Annotated in this window: 14 protein-coding genes and 1 pseudogene; 7 read left to right on the top strand and 8 right to left on the bottom strand. The window is 74.3% G+C overall.

What is annotated here, in order from left to right:
* Positions 1-123: 123 nt before the first annotated feature.
* Entirely contained in the window at positions 124-660 is a 537-nt protein-coding gene (locus AB0O40_RS30840) for a sigma-70 family RNA polymerase sigma factor (RefSeq protein WP_365048537.1), read from the bottom strand.
* Between the two features lie 331 nt (positions 661-991).
* Here AB0O40_RS30840 and AB0O40_RS30835 point away from each other — a divergent pair, with 331 nt between their 5' ends.
* Positions 992-2,191, top strand: a complete 1,200-nt coding sequence (locus tag AB0O40_RS30835) for a CapA family protein (protein WP_365048535.1) — start codon at positions 992-994, stop codon at positions 2,189-2,191.
* Positions 2,192-2,253: 62 nt separating this feature from the next.
* Here AB0O40_RS30835 and AB0O40_RS30830 read toward each other — a convergent pair whose 3' ends face one another.
* The 3 genes from AB0O40_RS30830 to AB0O40_RS30820 all read right to left on the bottom strand — a co-directional run bounded on the left by AB0O40_RS30830 (position 2,254) and on the right by AB0O40_RS30820 (position 6,592).
* Entirely contained in the window at positions 2,254-3,114 is an 861-nt protein-coding gene (locus tag AB0O40_RS30830; protein ID WP_365048533.1) for a DNA-formamidopyrimidine glycosylase family protein, read from the bottom strand.
* Positions 3,115-3,191: 77 nt separating this feature from the next.
* Positions 3,192-5,240, bottom strand: coding sequence for a SpoIIE family protein phosphatase (locus AB0O40_RS30825; RefSeq protein WP_365048531.1), 2,049 nt, complete (start codon positions 5,238-5,240; stop codon positions 3,192-3,194).
* Between the two features lie 65 nt (positions 5,241-5,305).
* The gene (locus tag AB0O40_RS30820) at positions 5,306-6,592 is read right to left on the bottom strand and encodes a DUF6777 domain-containing protein (protein WP_365048529.1); all 1,287 of its coding nucleotides are present in this window, start codon (positions 6,590-6,592) and stop codon (positions 5,306-5,308) included.
* A 237-nt stretch (positions 6,593-6,829) separates the two neighbouring features.
* On the opposite strand from AB0O40_RS30820, the gene AB0O40_RS30815 reads away from it, so the two are divergent.
* From AB0O40_RS30815 to AB0O40_RS30805, 3 genes are all read left to right on the top strand, one after another.
* Positions 6,830-7,687, top strand: a complete 858-nt coding sequence (locus AB0O40_RS30815; RefSeq protein ID WP_365048527.1) for a YndJ family protein — start codon at positions 6,830-6,832, stop codon at positions 7,685-7,687.
* Positions 7,684-8,244 (top strand): DUF1990 domain-containing protein, encoded by a 561-nt coding sequence (locus tag AB0O40_RS30810; RefSeq protein ID WP_365048525.1) that lies wholly within the window; start codon positions 7,684-7,686, stop codon positions 8,242-8,244. Before AB0O40_RS30815 ends, AB0O40_RS30810 begins: the two co-directional genes overlap by 4 nt.
* Before the next feature lie 75 nt (positions 8,245-8,319).
* The gene (locus AB0O40_RS30805) at positions 8,320-9,768 is read left to right on the top strand and encodes a lipase maturation factor family protein (RefSeq protein ID WP_365048524.1); all 1,449 of its coding nucleotides are present in this window, start codon (positions 8,320-8,322) and stop codon (positions 9,766-9,768) included.
* A 3-nt stretch (positions 9,769-9,771) separates the two neighbouring features.
* Here AB0O40_RS30805 and AB0O40_RS30800 read toward each other — a convergent pair whose 3' ends face one another.
* Both AB0O40_RS30800 and AB0O40_RS30795 read right to left on the bottom strand, forming a co-directional pair.
* Positions 9,772-10,773 (bottom strand): NAD-dependent epimerase/dehydratase family protein, encoded by a 1,002-nt coding sequence (locus tag AB0O40_RS30800; protein WP_365048522.1) that lies wholly within the window; start codon positions 10,771-10,773, stop codon positions 9,772-9,774.
* A gap of 238 nt (positions 10,774-11,011) precedes the next feature.
* A complete protein-coding gene (locus AB0O40_RS30795) occupies positions 11,012-11,188 on the bottom strand; it encodes a hypothetical protein (RefSeq protein ID WP_365048520.1) in 177 nt (58 codons plus the stop codon).
* A gap of 375 nt (positions 11,189-11,563) precedes the next feature.
* Between AB0O40_RS30795 and AB0O40_RS30790 the strand changes: the two genes are divergently transcribed.
* Positions 11,564-12,085, top strand: a complete 522-nt coding sequence (locus AB0O40_RS30790) for an inositol oxygenase family protein (RefSeq protein ID WP_365048555.1) — start codon at positions 11,564-11,566, stop codon at positions 12,083-12,085.
* Positions 12,086-12,146: 61 nt separating this feature from the next.
* Here AB0O40_RS30790 and AB0O40_RS30785 read toward each other — a convergent pair whose 3' ends face one another.
* Positions 12,147-13,622: an SDR family NAD(P)-dependent oxidoreductase gene (locus AB0O40_RS30785; RefSeq protein ID WP_365048518.1), complete on the bottom strand. Its 1,476-nt coding sequence runs from the start codon at positions 13,620-13,622 to the stop codon at positions 12,147-12,149.
* A gap of 274 nt (positions 13,623-13,896) precedes the next feature.
* Between AB0O40_RS30785 and AB0O40_RS30780 the strand changes: the two are divergent.
* Positions 13,897-14,712, top strand: a pseudogene (locus AB0O40_RS30780) (DMT family transporter); the annotation flags it as partial.
* A 186-nt stretch (positions 14,713-14,898) separates the two neighbouring features.
* Here AB0O40_RS30780 and AB0O40_RS30775 read toward each other — a convergent pair.
* On the bottom strand, positions 14,899-16,068 hold the full coding sequence (locus tag AB0O40_RS30775; RefSeq protein ID WP_365048516.1) for a transglycosylase family protein: 1,170 nt from the start codon (positions 16,066-16,068) through the stop codon (positions 14,899-14,901).
* Between the two features lie 206 nt (positions 16,069-16,274).
* Here AB0O40_RS30775 and gndA point away from each other — a divergent pair, with 206 nt between their 5' ends.
* Complete coding sequence (gene gndA, locus AB0O40_RS30770) at positions 16,275-17,720, top strand: NADP-dependent phosphogluconate dehydrogenase (RefSeq protein WP_365048514.1); 1,446 nt, start codon at positions 16,275-16,277, stop codon at positions 17,718-17,720.
* The last annotated feature ends 259 nt before the right edge of the window (positions 17,721-17,979 follow it).

Raw genomic sequence — 17,979 nt, 5'->3', positions numbered from 1 at the left:
GACGGGACGGGCGGGGCACGTTTACCCAACTTGAACGCTCTGGTGGCGTTTTCGGTGCACCCTGCGCACACTCTGGTCACGTCTTCGGGCCGATTCTGGACGGACGGCGCGCGGGCGGGCGGGTCAGGCGCCGAGCTCGTACCCCGCGAGCCCTTTCCGCAGGGCCCGCAGGGCGTAGTACGTACGGGACTTGACCGTGCCGGCCGGGATGCCCAGCTCCTCGGCGGCCTCGGCCACCGAGCGGTCCCGGAAGTACACCTGGACCAGCACCTCGCGGTGCTCGGGGCCCAGGGAGTGCACGGCGCGGCGGATGTCGATGGCGGTGGTGGTGGCGTCGAACCGGTCCTCGGCGGAGGGGCGCTGGTCCAGTCCCTCGGCCTCGACCTCCTGGGGGCGGGCGAGCCGGGCCCGGCGGGCGTCGATCGCGAGCCGGCGGCCGACGGTGAAGAGCCAGGGGCGCATGGAGTCGTAGCGCTCGCTACGCCAGGCCTCGGGGTGCTGCCAGGCCCGCACCAGGGTCTCCTGGACCAGGTCCTCGGCCCGCTGGGCGTCCCCGTGGGTGAGGGTGAGCAGGAATCCGAACAGGGCCCGGCCGTGCTCGTGCTGGAGTTCGGCCAGCTCGTCCGCACGGCTGCACCGGAGAGTGGGGACGTTGCTCACCGGGGGGCTCCTTACAGGGTCGTTCGGTCCGTTGAACCCACCCTCGCCTGCGGGAGACGGTCCGGGAACCGCCGGACGGCAGCCGCGCGCCGGAGGGGGCCGCGGGGGCCGACGGGCGGGCGCCGGGCGCGACGAACGGTCGAACGGCGCGGTGAACGGTCCGCCGAACGGCTGATGCGGGCGGGGCGCGGCGGCGGGTCCCCGGCCGCTTCCTTGACTTCACCTGCCCCCTTTGAAGGATTCGAAAGACAGGTGATCCGATAGTCAGACGATCTGACTCATGGAGGCGGTCTGCCCCGTGCCGGGATCCGACCCACGAGAGCTGGGGCAGATGAGCAAGCGCACACGCCGGGCCGCCGCCGCCCTGACCGCGGCCCTCCTCGCGGCCGGAGCCGGCGCCTGCTCGGCCCCCGGCTCCGCCCCGGCCCGGCTGACGGACCGCACCGGCGCACACCCCTCGGCCGGGCCGGCCGGCGGCTCCCCCGCCGGCCGCGGCTTCACGCTGGTGGCCAGCGGGGACGTGCTGCCGCACGACTCGGTCATCCGGCGCGCCCAGGCCGACGCCGGGGGCGAGGGCTACGACTTCAAGCCCATGTTCGCCGCGGTCAAGCCGCTGGTCACGGCCGCGGACCTGGCCCTGTGCCACAGCGAGACGGTCTACGGGCCGGAGGGCGGCCCCTTCACCGGATACCCCGAGTTCAAGTCCCCGCCGGAGGTGGCCGAAGGCCTCAAGGCCACCGGGTACGACGGCTGCTCCACCGCCTCCAACCACGCCCTGGACGACGGGGCGGAGGGCCTCAAGCGCACCCTGGACGCCTTCGACAAGCAGGGGCTCAAGCACGCCGGGACGGCCCGTACCGCCGCCGAGGCCGCCGCCGTGACGATGTACACGGCCGGCACCGCCAAGGTCGCGCACCTGGCGTACACCTACGACACCAACGGCTTCCCGATGCCCGACGGGCAGCCGTGGGCGGTCAACCTGATGCGGCAGCAGAAGATCGTGGCCGACGCCCGGGCGGCCCGCACGGCCGGCGCGGACGTGGTGCTGGTCAGCGTCCACTGGGGCACCGAGTGGCAGACCGAACCGGACGAGACCCAGCTCTCCCTCGGCAAGGCCCTCACCGCCTCGCGGACCGGCAGCCGGCCCGACATCGACCTGGTCCTCGGCACCCACGCACACATCCCGCAGGCCTACGAGAAGGTCAACGGCACCTGGATCGTCTACGGGATGGGCGACCAGGTCTCCGGCCGCATGGTCAACTACGCCGACCAGCCCGACCCGCGCGGCAACTACGGCAGCATCGGGCGCTTCACCTTCGCCCCGCCCGCCGAGGAGGGCGAGCGCTGGCAGGTGACCAAGGCCGAGTTCATCCCGCAGATGATGGACACCGACTCCGGCCGGGTGGTCGACCTGCCAGCCGCACTGGCCGCGGACCCGGGCCGCGAAGAGTACCAGGAGGCCCAGGACGCCATCCGCCAGGCGGTCCTGAGCCGCGGCGCCGCCAAGGACGGCTTGACGATGGGCCGCTGACACCACCTCAGCTGACACCACCTCAGCTGACGCCGCTTCAGCAGATGCTGCTTGAGGAGGCCTCATTTCAGCAGCCGGGACAGGCGGCGGTCGGCCAGCGGCTTGCCGCCGGTCTGGCAGGTGGGGCAGTACTGGAGCGCGGAGTCGGCGAAGGACACCTCCCGGATCGTGTCCCCGCAGGCCGGGCAGGGCTCCCCGGCCCGGCCGTGCACGTGCAGCCCGCTCTTCTTCTCGGCCTTCAGCCGCCCGGCGGCCAGCCCCCGGGAGCGCTCGACGGCCTCCGTCAGGGTGCTCTCCATGGCCTGGTAGAGGCGGGCGGCCTCGTCCGCCTCCAGCCGGGACGCGATCTTGAAGGGGGACATCTTCGCGGCCCACAGGACCTCGTCGCTGTAGGCGTTGCCGATCCCGGCGATCACGCTCTGGTCCCGCAGCACACCCTTGATCTGACGGCGTTCGCCGGCCAGCAGGGCGGTGAACTCGGCCTCCCCGAAGTCCTCGGCGAACGGGTCGGGGCCGAGCCGCGCGATCCCGGGCACCTCGGCGGGATCGTGCACGACGTACACCGCCAGCCGCTTCTGGGTGCCGGCCTCGGTGAGGTCGAAACCGCCCCCGCCCACCAGCGCGACCCGCAGGGCCAGGGGGCTCTTGCCCGGCCGGGGCGGCGCCGCGGGCAGGGTGTCCTGCCAGCGCAGCCAGCCGGCCCGGGCCAGGTGGGTGACCAGGTACAGGCCGCCCGCCGGGATCGCCAGGAACTTGCCGTACCGGGCCACGGGCCCGGCGACCTGCCCTTCCAGGGCCGCGGGCGGCGGGTCGTACGTCTTGAGCACGCTGATGGCGGCGGGCCACACGTGCTCGACGGTCCGCCCCGTCACCTGCTCGGTCAGGAAGCCCTTCAGGGCCTCGACCTCCGGTAGTTCGGGCATGCCCGCACCCTCCGCGCCTCGTCTCGGTCCACGTCCGGTCCAGGGGGCCCTGGCCGGGCGGCCCGGACCCCGTCGGCTCAGTCCATGACGAACTCGCACCACACGCACTTGCCGCTGCCCCGGGACTCGACGCCCCACACGTCCGCCAGCCGGTCCACCAGCATCAGACCGCGGCCCGAGACCCCCGACTCGCCGGCCTCCCGGCGGCGCGGCAGGGCGCTGGAGCGGTCCTCCACCTCCACCCGCAGCCGGCGCTCGGGGCCGCTGAGCACCCGCAGGGTGACGATGGCCGGGCCCTCGGTGTGCATCAGGGCGTTGACCATCAGCTCGTCGGCGACCAGCTCGATCTCGTCGGCCCGCTCCCGGGCGCCCCAGGCCCGGACGGCCGCACCGATCATGTGCCGGGCGGCGGACAGGGCCTCCGGGTCGTTCTGGGCGACGTGCTGCTGGAGCCGGCCGCCGCCCTGGGGGACGTCCTCGACCCGGCGGCGCAGCAGGAGCAGGGCCATGTCGTCGTCCCCGCCGCGTTCGTAGACCACCTCGCAGAGCCGGTCGGCCAGGCTCTGGAGCTCCCCCGGGCCGTCCTGGACCAGGGAGGTGAGCAGGCGCACGCCGTCGTCGAGGTCGGCGCCGGGCTGCTCGACCAGCCCGTCCGTGCACAGCAGCAGTGTCTCCCCGGGGTCGAGTTCGACGGTGGTGACCGGGTACTCCAGGCTGCCGAACTCGGCGGACAGGCCCAGGGGCATGCCGCCCTGGACGGGCAGCCGCCGGCAGTCCCCGCTACGGGTGCGCAGCAGCGGGTCGAGGTGTCCGGCCCGGACCAGCTGGAGGACGCCGGTGGACAGGTCCACCTCGGCGTAGGTGCAGGTGGCGAACCGGTCGGTGTCCAGCTCGTGCAGGAAGACGGAGGCCCGGGCCATGACGGTGGCCGGCGAGTGCCCCTCGGCCGCGTAGGCGCGCAGCACGATGCGCAACTGGCCCATGACGGCGGCCGCGTGGGTGTCGTGCCCCTGGACGTCGCCGATCACGGCGCCGACCCGGCCGCCGGGCAGCGGGATGACGTCGTACCAGTCGCCGCCGATGTCCCGGCCCATCCGGGCGGAGCGGTAGCGGACGGCGATCTGGGCGCCCGGCACGGCGGGGATGCGGCGGGGCAGCATCGCCTGCTGGAGCCCTTCGGCGAGGTCGTGCTCCTGCTCCAGGAGCATGGCCCGCTGGAGGCTCTGGGCGATGCTGCTGCCGAGGGCGACGAGCAGGTTCCGCTCCTCCTGGGTGAAGCCGTCCTTCTCCTGGTAGAGCAGTCCGATCGCGCCGATCGGCCGGGCCTGCGCGATCAGCGGCAGGTAGGCCGCCGCCGAGATCTCCATGTACTCGATCTTGTCCCAGAGGATGGGGTAGCTCCGGGCGAAGTCCTCGGCGGATTCGATGAAGCGGGGCTGGAGGGAGCGCACCACCTCGCTCATCGGGTAGCCCTCGTCGATACGGGTGTAGCGGGTGCCGGGGACGAAGCTGCCCTCGGGGCCCTCGGCGACCAGGTGGATCCGGCTGCCGGCCTCGACCAGCCCCATCACCATCCCCATCGTCCCCAGGCGGTCCAGGCCGTGGCTGTCGCTGAGGGCGTCGATGACGTCCTGGACGGTGCGGGCGTGGGCCAGGGCCGCGGTGGTGCCCTCGACCACGGAGGTCTGGCGGCGGCGCTCCTCGTCGAGGCCGAGGCGTTCGGCGGAATGGCTCAGTTCCTCGGTGGCGTCCCGGACGATGCCGATGATCCGGTACGGGCGGCCGTCCGGGTCCCGCAGGATCCGGCCCTGGGTGTGGGTCCAGCGCAGCCGGCCGTCGCGGCAGCGGATCCGGAAGTACGCGCCGTAGCTGTCGGTACCGCTCTTGAGGGCGCTGGAGACCAGGGCGTCCAGCCGCACGGCCTCGGCGGGCGGCACCCGGGGGGCCAGCGACTCGGGCCGTCCGTCGTACTCCGCGGGCCGGACGTCGAAGACCTCGTGCGCGGCCGGGTCCATGTGCATCTGGCCGGCGTCCAGGTCCCAGTCGAAGCTGCCCATCCGGTTGAGGGACAGGCTCTGGTCCGGGTGCGCGGGCCAGTCGTCCGGCAGCGATACGGTGCTCGGCACCGGTCCACCATGACACTCTTCGCCCGATTCCTCGACAGGAGGGCCGGGCCGCCCGGCCCGCCCGGTCAGGCGCTCTCCAGGTACTGCCCCGGGTCGGTGGCCAGGTCCTGCGGCACCCCGTACGGGTCGGCGGGCTGGTACGGGTCGGCCGGGCCGTAGGGGGCGTACGGGTCGTAGCCGTCGCCGGGGCCGAAGGGGATCTCGCTCTCGCCGGTGAGCGGGTCGCCCGGCAGCAGCTCGGTCGGCAGGTCGGTGGGCAGGTCCGGCGGCAGGTCGGTGGGCGGCTGCGCGGGGGTGCGCGAGCCGGTGCCGGGCGGGGGCTGCGGGCGCTGCCCGGGGTCCTGCGCGGACGAGCTGTCCGACGGGCTCGCGGTGGGGCAGTCGGCGGACGGCGAGGGCGGCGTCGGCGGGGCGGTGCCCGGGCGGCCGGTGCTCGGGGTGGCGCTCAGCGGCGGGATCGGCGTGCCACTGGCGGTGGCGGTGGCGCACGGGTCCGCGGACGGGGTGACCGGGGAGTCCGAGAGGAGCGGGCCGGACGGGTCGTGGCTGGGCGGCACCCGGGGCGGCGCGTCCTGGGCGCCGTCGTCACCGGTCTTGCGCTCGATCCAGGTGTTGTCGGTGACGTTGACGATGACCAGGTTCTCGATCAGCTGGGTGGTGGGCCTGACGACCACCACCTGGCCCGGCTCGAAGCCGGGCCAGGCCGGGCCCTGGTGGACGGGGGCGCCCCGGTCCGCGGCGGGCGGCAGCAGCGGGTTGCCGCAGGCGCAGCGCACCCGGGGAAGTCCGTGCCCGTCGACGAGCACGGCGGTGCCGGCCTGGAGGACGGACTGGAAGGCGTTCGCCCGGCCGGACCGGAAGCCGTGGCTGGTGACCCGGGTGTCGGCGCGCAGCACCACCGGGGTGAGGTCGCGCAGGAAGTCGCCCAGCTCGGCGGGGGCCACCCCGGCGGCGCCGGCGAAGGCCCGGGCCTTGTCCTCGTCGGCGGCCAGGTAGGAGGCCTGCTGTTCGACGTCGCAGCTGCCCAGCTGGCGGGTGCCGCCGTAGAGGCCGGGCACCGAGCCGCTGACGGTGCGCAGGGCGGTGGTGCCGGCGGCGCCCTTGTCGGCGGCGGAGCCGCCCTGCGGCCGGGAGGGCAGCGGGGCGACGGCGGTGGCCGAGCTGGGGGTGAAGGGGTCGGGGCCGGCGGCGGCCACCGGCTGGAGGAGGACCTGCGGGCCGGCGGTCCCCCGGGTCGTGGTGTCCCCGTCGTCGGAGCAGGCCGACACGGCGAGGGCGAGGACCGTCAGGCAGGCCGCCAGGGCGAGCCGGGGGGCGTGGCGACGTGCCGGTCGCGTCGTCGGTGCGCGCACAGGATCTCCTCTTCGCCCGGGTTCGACCCTCATTGTCTGGGGGCGTGCGCGGGGGGCCGCAAGGCGGACGCGGCGTACGGGTGCGGGCCGGACGGGGCATCCCCGGTGTACCGGACACCGGGCGCGAGGGGCCGCAGGAGGGAGTTGAACGCGTTCAAGTCTGCGAGTACGCTCCGGAGGAGTTGAACACGTTCAACGGTCGGCGGGCAACCGGTCCGTCATGGAGGGGGGATCCTCATGTCCGCACTCGCCTGGGTCGTCGACCCGGTGGTCACGCTCGGCATGCTCGTGGTCGTCCCGGCCGGACTGCGCCTGATCGCACCGGAAGGGCCCGAGGGGGCGGCCCTGCGCCGGGCCGCCCGCTGGTGGCCGCTGTGCGCACTGCCCGGGGCCGCCGCCCTGTGGCTGCCCCGCGGGACCACCGCCGTCACGCTGGCCGGCGGCTACGCGGCCGGGACGCTGGTCCTCCTGGTGCTCGGCGGCATCCGGGCGGTGCGGCTGCTGCGGACCGGCCCGCCGCCACCGGCCGAGGTGGCGGTGCTGACCGCGCTGGCCTCCCCCGCGGTGGCCGGTACCGCCCTGGTGGCCGAGCGCGGCGGCTGGCGGCTCTTCGGCTTCGACCTCGACATCCTGGCCCTGACCGTGCCGCACTTCCACTTCGCCGGCTTCACCGCCGCCCTGGTCGCCGGGCTGGTCTGCCGGGCCGCCGCCCCCGGCGCAGCCGGAGCCCGCCTGGCCGCCTGCTGCGTACCGGCCGGCACCGGCCTGGTCCTCGCCGGGTACTTCGTCGACGACTGGCTGGAGCTGGCCGGCGCCGTGGTCCTGACCGCCGGCATGTGGGCGGTCGCCCTGCTCACCTGGCACGAGATCCGCCCCCGGGGCCGCGACCGGCTCACCCGGGCCCTGCTCGGCACCTCCGCCGCCGTCCTCGCCGCCACCATGCTGCTCGCCCTGAGCTGGGCGCTCGGCGAGGCCACCGGACTGCCCCACCTCGACCTGACCTGGACGGCCGCCACCCACGGCCTCGGAAACGCCCTCGGCTTCGCACTCTGCTCGGTGCTGGCCTGGCGCCGCCTGAAGGAGACCCCGGCATGAACCCGCAGCCCCGCCCCGCCACCGACACCGCCCCCGGCTTCAGCCCCGACCCGGACTCGCTGAGCTACCCCGAGCGCGCCGCCACCCTGCACCGCCCGCTGCCGGCCGGGTACAACCACCTGCACCACCGCACCCGGATCGGCACCGGCCGGGCGGCCTTCGAACGGGCCGGCACCGCCGTCACCACCTTCGCCATGCACCGGGCGGCCGGACTGCGGGTCCGGGCCGCCGGCCCCCGCGCCGAGCCCGGCATCCGGCTGGGCAACGCCCTCGGCGTCGGCCGGTTCGAGATCTCGGTGCCCTGCGAGGTGGTCTGGACGGCGTACGAGAGCGACCTCACCGGCTTCGCGTACGGCACCCGCCCGGGCCACCCCGAGCAGGGCGAGGAGTCCTTCCTCGTCGAGCTGGACGCGCAGGGCGCGGTCTGGTTCACGGTCACCGCCTTCAGCCGGCCCGCCACCTGGTACACCCGGCTCGCCGGGCCGCTCGTCCCCTTCCTCCAGATGCGCTTCGCCCGGCTCTGCGGACGCCGGCTGCGCCGGATCGCCGCCGGCTGAGCGGGCCGCCGGCCCCGCCGGTACGCCGCCCCCGCGGACGCGCCCGGGGCGGCGTACCGGCGGATACTGGTGCTGATGGACTGGCTCGTGGCGCCCGATTACTGGCTGGCCCGGCTGGTCTTCCAGCGGGGCCTGGCGGGGCTGTACGTGGTCGCCTTCACCGCCGCGGCCCTGCAGTTCCGGGCCCTGATCGGCGAGCACGGCATGCTGCCGGTGCCGCGCTACGTCCGCTTCGTACCCTTCCTGCGCGCCCCCAGCCTCTTCCAACTCCACTACTCCGACCGGATGTTCGCGCTCTGCGCCGGTGGCGGGGCGGCGCTGGCGGCGGCCGTGACGGGGGGTGCGGCCGACGCGGTGCCACTGGGCGCGGCGATGGCGATGTGGGCGGTGCTGTGGGCGCTGTACCTGTCGATCGTCAACGTCGGGCAGACCTGGTACGCCTTCGGCTGGGAGTCGCTGCTGCTGGAGGCCGGCTTCCTCGCGGTCTTCCTCGGCAACTCCTCGGTGGGGCCGCCGGTGCTGGTGCTGTGGCTGCTGCGGTGGGTGCTGTTCCGGGTGGAGTTCGGCGCCGGGCTGATCAAGATGCGCGGCGACCCGTGCTGGCGGAAGCTGACCTGCCTGTACTTCCACCACGAGACGCAGCCGATGCCGGGCCCGCTGAGCTGGTTCTTCCACCACCTGCCCAGACCGCTCCACCGGGTGGAGTGCGCGGCCAACCACGTCACCCAACTCCTCGTGCCCGTGCTGCTCTTCGCCCCGCAGCCGGTGGCGACGGGCGCGGCCTGCGCGGTCGTGGCGACCCAGCTGTGGCTGGTGCTCTCGGGGAACTTCGCCTGGCTGAACTGGATCACCGTCGTCCTCGCCCTGTCGGCCGTGGACTTCGGCCGCCTGGGAATCCGCCAGCCGGCCGTCCAGGACCGGCTGCCGCTGTGGTTCGCGGTCCTGGGGTGCGTGCTCACCGCCCTGGTGCTGGTGCTCAGTTACCACCCGGTGCGCAACCTGCTCTCCCGGCGGCAGGTGATGAACCGGTCCTTCGACCCGCTGCACCTGGTGAACACCTACGGCGCCTTCGGCTCGGTCGGCCGCACCCGCGACGAGATCGTCGTCGAGGGCACCGCCGACCCCCTGCCGCACCACGAAAGCCGCTGGCTGGCCTACGAGTTCAAGGGCAAGCCGGGCGACGTCCGACGGCTGCCGCGCCCGTTCGCCCCGTACCACCTGCGGCTGGACTGGCTGATGTGGTTCGCCGCGCTCTCCCCCGGCTACGCCCGGGACTGGTTCGGGCCGTTCGTGACCCGGCTGCTGGAGAACGACCGGGACACGCTGCGGCTGCTGCGGCACAACCCCTTCCCCGACGCGCCGCCGCGCTACGTCCGGGCCCGGCTCTACCGCTACCGGTACACCACCTGGCAGGAGCTGCGCAGCACCGGGGCCTGGTGGCACCGGCGGCTGGTGCGCGAGTACCTGCCGCCGACCCGGCTGGCGGGCGGGCCGGCGGCACAGGAACGGCCGCGGGAGACCTGAGGGTCAGTCCAGACCCAGGCCCGCCAGGATCTCCGCCTCCTTGACGGGGTCCAGACCCACGGTCGGGCGGTCGGCGCGCTGGGGGGCGGTGCCGCCCAGCGCGGTCAGCCAGGCCCAGGTGTCCGCGACGGTCTCGGCCACCGGCCGGCAGCGCAGCCCGGTGGCCAGGGCCCTGGCCACGTCCGCCTGGTGCATGGTGGCGTGGTCCTCGCCCGGCGGGAGCCACACCGGCAGCTCCGTCCAGGGCGCCACCCCGGCCGCCAGCAGCACCTCTGGTGCGGCCCAGTGCAGTGCGGCGCCGCCGCCGGTGACCTCGGCGCAGGCCTCGAGCAGGCCGCCCATGGTCGCGTGCCCGGACGGGGAGACGAGGTTGTACGGCCCCGACCGCCCGGCCGCCACCGCGTCCAGGGTCCAGCGGGCCAGGTCGCGCACGTCGATGTACTGGATCGGCAGGTCCCGGGGGCCCGGCGCGAGCACGGCGCCGCCGCGGGCGGTGCGGCCCAGCCACCAGGGCAGCCGCCCGATGTTCTCGTACGGTCCCAGCACCAGCCCGGCCCGGACGTGCAGGGCGCGGTCGGCCCCGAAGGCCGCCTCCACGGCCAGCTCCCCGCCGCGCTTGGCCTCCGCGTACGGGACGTCGGTCAGGTCGGGCGCCGAGTCGACCACCGGGCCGTCCTCGGCGAGCCCGGCGGGGCTCGGGTAGGTGTAGACGGAACGGCTGGAAATGTACGCGTACCGGGCGGCGCGGGGCGCGAGCAGCCGGGCGGCGGCCAGCACCGTGGCCGGGTCGCCGGACCAGGTGTCGACCACGGCGTCCCACTCCCCCGCGCCGGTCAGCGCGACCAGGCCGGCGGCGTCCGTGCGGTCGCCGTGCAGGGCGGCGGCGCCGGGCGGCGGGGCGTGCCGGCCGCGGTGGAAGACCGTGACCTGCCAGCCGCGGTCCAGGGCGTCCTCGGTGAGGGCGCGGCCGACGAACTCGGTCCCGCCCAGTATCAGCAGCTTCATGGCCGCCACCCTGCCCGGCGGCGGTCGCGGCCGGAAGCGGAGATCGCCCTGAGCGGACGCATGATCGCCGTGAGCGGACAGTCCGGCCGGGAGCAGGACGCGCCGAGCCCCCGCACGGAAGGCGTGCGGGGGCTCGCTGCGGATCGGGCGGATCGGTACCGCCTCGGTCGCTACCGGGTCGGTCGGCGCCGGATCGGTCGGCACCTCGCCGGTCGGTGCCGGATCGGTCGGTGCCGGATCAGTCGATGCCGGGGAGGATGTGCGGCTCCGCGAGGTCGTCCTCGTAGCCGGCGAGCCGGATGGGGGCCGACCTGGCCCACACCTCGAGGCTGCCCAGCTCGTCGGAACGGCGGCGGGCGTGCCGCTCGGTGCGCTCCTTCAGGCCCTGGTCATGCTTCGTCAACTCTGGTGTCACCGCGCACTCCTTTGTGTCGCGTAACCCGACGGTCGGTTCCGCGTTCGGCCTCTGCCGGGGCGAAGCATTCGTCCGTCGGGGCAGGTGAAAGGGCAGTCCGGTCGCGGTGGCGCCGTTTGTTCTTCATACGGATTTCGCCTTGGTGGGGCCGTCCGTGTGCCTCAGGGTACACATATGAGCGCCGTTCCGCTCGATAGGGGGGCGGGTTCCGGCCTGTCTCCATCTCGTCGCCGCCCGTTCAGCACCACGTCCCCAGGATTGTTCACGCGACCGTGGTCTGCTCGGGCTCGGCGGACGGACGGCCTTCGGAGGGGAGTCGTGGTGACGGAGACCGGCAGGCGTGCGGTGGCCCCGGTGAGCAGCGTCGACGAGCTGATGGACCTGCTCCAGGCCTGCCGCGGGGCGTGGGACACGCCCGACCGCAGCAGGGATCCGGTGGACCTGCACGACCACGCCCTGCAGACCGCCCACCTGCTACGACGCTCCCACCCGGCGGACAAGGAGCTCCAGGTGGCCGGGCTGGTGCACGACCTCGGGCACCTGCTCCGTCCGGGTGATGACGCCGGGCACGCCGACACGGCCGCGGAGTCGGTACGGGTGCTGCTGGGCGAGCGGGTGGCCCGGCTGGTGGCGCTGCACGTGCCCGCCAAGCGCTACCTCGCGGCGGTGGAGCCCGAGCGCAGCCTCTCCCCGCAGAGTGCGCTGACCCTGCGGGCGCAGGGCGGTGTGATGGGGCCCGCCGAGGCGGCGGCCTTTGCCGCGGACCCGGAGGCGGCGGCCGCGGTGATCCTGCGGCAGGCGGACGACTCGGGCAAGGTCGTCGGGCTGGACGCGGGCGTACTGGAGGACTGGCGCCCGGTCCTGGAACTCGTCGCGGACCGGGCGTACGCCTCGTAGAAGGGGCCCGTCAAGAGGGCCCGGCCGGGCACCGGCCCCCGGGGGCGGCGCCCGGGACCGGCTACCAGTTGGCCGAGGAGTAGTCCTTCAGGAAGACGCCGTACAGGTCCTCGCCGGCCTCGCCGCGGACGATCGGGTCGTACACCCGGGCCGCGCCGTCGACCAGGTCGAGGGGGGCGTGGAAGCCCTCCTGCGCCAGCCGCAGCTTGTCGTAGTGCGGGCGCTCGTCGGTGATCCAGCCGGTGTCGACCGAGGTCATGAGGATCTTGTCGGTCTGGAACATCTCCTGGCCGCTGGTGCGGGTGACCATGTTCATCGCGGCCTTGGCGGCGTTGGTGTTCGGGTGCCCGGCGCCCTTGTAGCCGCGGCTGAACACGCCCTCCATGGCGGAGACGTTGACGACGTACGCCCGGCCGCTGGCCGCCCGCCGGGCCGCCTCGGCCATCGCCGGCCGCAGCGCGCTGATCAGGATGAACGGCGAGGTGTAGTTGCACAGCTGGGTCTCCAGCAGCTCGACCGGGGAGATCTGGTCGATGGTCTGCACCCAGGTGTTGCTCTCGACCACGTCCGGCAGCAGCCCGCCGGCGTCGATGGCGGTGCCGTCGAGGTGCCGCTCGAGGCTGGCGTTGCCCGCCACCAGCGCGAGGTCGGCGACCTTCTGCGCGTCCAGACCGCTCGCGCCCAGCGGCAGCGCCGCCAGCCCGTCGACCGCGCCCGAGTTGAAGGCGCCGATGACGTGGTGGGCGGGCAGCTCGCCGGCGGGCAGCGGGGCGCCCTCCCCCTCCACCAGCGCGGCGTACGCGGTGGGCAGCCGGCGCACGGTCTGCGTGGCGTTGTTGATGAGGATGTCCAGCGGGCCGGCGCCGCTGACCTGCTCGGCCAGCGCGACGGCCTGGGCCGGGTCGCGCAGGTCGATGCCGACGACCTCCAGCCGGTGCATCCAGTCCGCCGAGTCCTCCATCGCCTTGAAGCGGCGGATGGCGTCCTTGGGGAAGCGGGTGGTGATGGTGGTGTGCGCACCGTCGCGCAGCAGCCGCAGCGCGATGTACATGCCGATCTTGGCGCGGCCGCCGGTGAGCAGGGCGCGCTTGCCGGCGAGGTCGGCGCCGGCGTCGCGCTTGGCGCGGTTCACGGCGGCGCAGTCCTGGCAGAGCTGGTGGTAGAAGTAGTCGACCTCGACGTACCGCGTCTTGCAGATGTAGCACGAGCGCGGGCGCTGGAGTATCCCGGCGATCCGGCCGGCCTCCGTGATCGAGGACGGCAGGATGCCCTCGGTCTCGTCGTCGATGCGCTCGGCGGAGCCGGTGGCGGTGGCCTCGGTGACCATCTTGTCGTTGGCGGTCTTGGCGGCCCGGCGCTCGGAGCGGCGGCGCTGCTTGACCGTGCGGTAGATGCCGGCGGTGGCGCGGCGCACGGTGATCGCGTCGGGGTGGTCCACCTCGAGCTTGTCGAGCTCGTCGAGCACGCTCAGGCAGACGGCCAGGCGCTCGGGGTCGATGCCCGGGCCGTACACCTGGTCGTCTTCAGTCACCGTCATGGCCGCTGCCGTTCCTCGTTCTGTGCGCGGTGCGCGTGTGCGGGTGGGCGCGCGGTCGTGCGGGGCCCCAAAAGAACGATTCTACGGAGCCCCGCGCCCCCGCTCCAAACCCGCTCACCTTCCGCTACAGACCGCTCACACGCCGGGCACAGTACGGCCCGTCGCGGCCGTCCACTCCAGCGGGAGTACGGGTGGAGCCCTGCTCAGGGACGAGGAATACGCGAGTGGCCGGCGGCATTCTGGAAGACATGGACGCATCGCCACGGAGGTCCAGATGAGCGCGCTGGCGCTGTCCGTCCTCCTCTCCCTGGTCTCGGCCCTCGCCTACGCGGGCGGGGCGATCGTCCAGGAACAGGTGGCGGCCAGTTCCCCGGACCGGCACTACGCCCCGCTGCGGCGGGCCGGCTGGTGGCTGGCGGTCGGCCTCAACGGCCTCGGCGCCCTGCTCCACGTGGCGGCCCTGGCCTACGGACCGCTCTCACTGGTCCAGCCGCTGGGCGCCCTCACCATCGTCTTCGCGCTCCCGCTGGCCGCGCTCTTCGTCGGCCGCCGGGCCGGGCGGACCGCCTGGCGCGGGGCCCTGATGGCCACCGCGGGCCTGGCCGGGCTGCTCGCGCTCACCGGCCGCTCGCACTCCGATCCGCTCTCCGGCGCCGAGCAGGGCCTGCTGGTCCCGGCGACCGCCGGCGCGGTGGTCCTGCTCTTCGCACTGGCCCGGGGCATGAAGCGGCCGGTGGCCCGCAGCGTGCTGCTGGCGGCCGCCGCGGGTACCGCCTTCGGCATCGCGTCGGTGTTCACCAAGTCCGTGGCGGTGGCCTTCACGACCGCGCAGCCGCTGGCCCAGTGGGCGGACATGCTGGCGATCGCGGCGCTGGCCACCACCGGACTGCTGCTCTCCCAGGCCTCGTACCGGGGCGCGGGCCTGACCGCGCCGCTGGCGACGGTCACGGTGGTCAACCCGGTGGTCGCGGCCACGGTGGGGCTGACGATGTTCGGCGAGTCCTTCCGGTACGGCGCGGCGGGCGCGGCGGCGGCCCTGGCCTTCGCGGCCCTCGCCTCGGCCGGCCTGGTGATGCTCATGTCCGAGCGGCACACCGCGGCGGTCGCGGAGTCCTCCTCGATCTCAGCGGGCCGAGCGGTGGCCGGGCCCGTGGCGGCGGGCGCCGGTGCCGCCCCGGTACCGGCGCGCGAGCCGGCCCGGGCGGCGGGACCCGCCCGCGGCCGGGAGCCGGCCCGGGCGGTGGTGCTGGGCGCCGTACCCTCGCCGCCCGCCGGCTCAGACCGAGACGCCGTGCGCGCGCAGGTACACGAGCGGGTCGATGTCGGAGCCGTAGCCGGGGCCCGTCCGTATCTCGAAGTGCAGGTGCGGACCGGTGCTGTTGCCGGTGGTGCCGGAGCGGCCTATGCGCTGGCCGCCGCCGACATGCTGGCCCGCCCGGACGTTGAGCGCCGACAGATGCGCGTACTGGGAGTACTTCCCGTCGGCGTGCCGGATGACGATCTCGTAGCCGTACGCCCCGGCCCAGCCCGCCGAGACGACCTCGCCTGAGCCGACCGCCTTGACGGAGGTCCCGGTGCCGACGAGGAAGTCGACGCCGGTGTGGTGGCCGCTGGCCCAGTGGCCGCCGGCGACCCCCCAGCCGGTTCCGATGGAGGCGCTCACCGGCAGCGTGAAGCCGCCGGTGTTGCCCCGGTGCGCGGGCTTGTCCACGTGCGGCTTGGGGGCCGGCCGGGTCGCGCGGGGCTTGGCCTTGGGCGTGGGCGCGGGGGCCTGGTGGTCGATGCGCAGCGAGAGCCGCTGGCCGGGGTAGATCAGGTCCGGGTCGGCGCCCACCACCTGGCGGTTGGTCTCGTACAGCGCCTGCCAGCCGCCGCGGACGTGGTGGCCGGTGGCGATCGCGGAGAGCGAGTCGCCGGGTGCGACGGTGTACGGGGAGGCCTTGCCGACCACCGTCTGCGCGGGGGCGGCCACCGGGCGGGTGGTCTTGGCCTGCTGGGTCGGGACGGCCCGGGTGGTGCGGGTCTGGGTCCTGGTCCCGGTGTCGGGGTGGGTGTCCGGGGCGGGTCCGCCGCGGTGCAGTCCGGCCTGGGGGCCGCAGACCGGCCAGGCGCCGGGACCCTGGCCGTCGAGGACCTTCTCGGCGATGGCGATCTGCTGGCTCTTGGTGGCCAGGTCGGCGCGCTGGGCGTAGACGGTGCCGCCGTACTCGCGCCAGGTGCTCTGGGTGAACTGCAGTCCGCCGTAGTAGCCGTTGCCGGTGTTGATGTGCCAGTTGTTCGTGGACTCGCAGGTCGCGACCTTGTTCCAGGTGTCGACACTGGCGGCGTGGGCGGTACCCGCGCCGATGAGCGGCAGCACGATGCCGGCGCCACCCGCCGTGACCGTCAGCGAGGCCCGGTTGATACTGCTCGGCTGATACCGGCGGTGCCGGCCGCGTACGGCCATGGGTGCCCCCTTGAAGACATCAGGAATCGCACAACTTACTGTCGTGTGACGGACCCTGACAAGGGGTCACGGTGGGTCTCATCAAGGCGTGTTCGGCGGCCAGTTGAGCGGAAGTCGACATTCCAGCGGCTGGACGGAGACCGCCGGATTGGCGGGCCGGGGTAGCGTCGGTGCGACCGCACATCGGAGCACTCAGGAGCGCATGCATGAGCAGCAGCACAGCCCAGATCGGCGTCACCGGGCTCGCGGTGATGGGCAGCAACCTGGCCCGCAACTTCGCCCGCAACGGCTTCACGGTGGCGGTGCACAACCGCACGGCCGCCAAGACCCGTGCGCTGGTGGACGAGTTCGGGCACGAGGGGACGTTCGTCGCCGCCGAATCGGCCAAGGAGTTCGTCGACGCGCTGGAGCGCCCGCGGCGGCTCGTCATCATGGTGAAGGCGGGTGAGCCCACGGACGCGGTGATCCGCGAGTTCGCGCCGCTGCTGGAGCCGGGCGACGTCATCATCGACGGCGGCAACGCGCACTTCGAGGACACCCGCCGCCGCGAGCGCGACCTGCGCGAGCAGGGCATCCACTTCGTGGGCGTGGGCATCTCCGGCGGCGAGGAGGGCGCGCTGCTCGGCCCCAGCATCATGCCGGGCGGTTCGAAGGAGTCGTACGACTCGCTCGGCCCGCTGCTGGAGCGGATCGCGGCCAAGGCGGCCGACGGCACGCCCTGCACCTCCCACGTCGGGCCGGACGGCGCCGGGCACTTCGTGAAGATGGTGCACAACGGCATCGAGTACGCCGACATGCAGCTGATCGCCGAGGCGTACCACCTGCTGCGCGAGGTGGCGGGGTACCCGCCGGCGAAGATCGCCGAGACCTTCCGCGAGTGGAACCGGGGCCGGCTGGACTCCTACCTGATCGAGATCACCGCCGAGGTGCTGGCGCACGTCGACGCGGCCACCGGGCGGCCCTTCGTGGACGTGGTGGTGGACCAGGCCGAGCAGAAGGGCACCGGCCGCTGGACGGTGCAGATCGCGCTCGACCTGGGCGTGCCGGTCTCGGGCATCGCCGAGGCGGTCTTCGCCCGCGCCGTCTCGGGCCACGCCGCCCTGCGGTCGGCCTCGCGGGACCTGGCGGGTCCCGCGGCGACGCCGCTGTCGGGGGCCGAGGCCGACGCCTTCGCCGCGCGGGTGGAGCAGGCGCTGTACGCCTCGAAGATCGTCTCGTACACGCAGGGCTTCCACCAGATCCAGGCCGGCAGCGAGGAGTTCGGCTGGGGCGTGGACCCGGGCGCGGTGGCCTCCCTGTGGCGCGGCGGCTGCATCATCCGGGCCGCCTTCCTGGACCGCATCCGCGCGGCGTACGACGCGCAGCCGCAGCTCCCCTCGCTCCTGTCGGACGCGGCCTTCGCCGCGGAGATCGGCGAGGCCCAGTCCGACTGGCGCGCGGTCATCGCCACGGCGGTCGCCCAGGGCGTCCCGGTCCCGGCCTTCTCGGCCTCGCTGGCGTACTACGACGCCCTGCGCGCCCCGCGCCTCCCGGCCGCCCTCACCCAGGGCCAGCGCGACTTCTTCGGCGCCCACACCTACCGCCGCACGGACGCGGAAGGCTCCCACCACACGCTGTGGAGCGGCGACCGCTCGGAAGTCCGCACGGACTGACGACTGCCGTCCCGCCCGGCCCCCGGTCGTCCGGGGTCCGGGCGGGCTGCCCGCGCGTACCGCCCCCTCGGCCGGGATCACCACGTCCCCGCTACGAAGCGGCGACCGCTCAGGACTTCTGCGGACTCCCCCCTCTCGTCTCGCTCCCCCGGCCGGGATGTGCGGGGGAGCCGCTTGACGGAGGTGCACCAGTCTGGCCCACGCCGACTACTTCCCTACAGAGGGTCTGCAGGAAGCCGGACCCGATGCCGACGTCCGC

Source organism: Streptomyces sp. NPDC089919 (assembly GCF_040684615.1).
GTDB lineage: Bacteria > Actinomycetota > Actinomycetes > Streptomycetales > Streptomycetaceae > Streptomyces.
The sequence above is the reverse complement of the archived record's forward strand: the minus strand, read 5'-3'. Positions and strand labels throughout refer to the sequence as shown.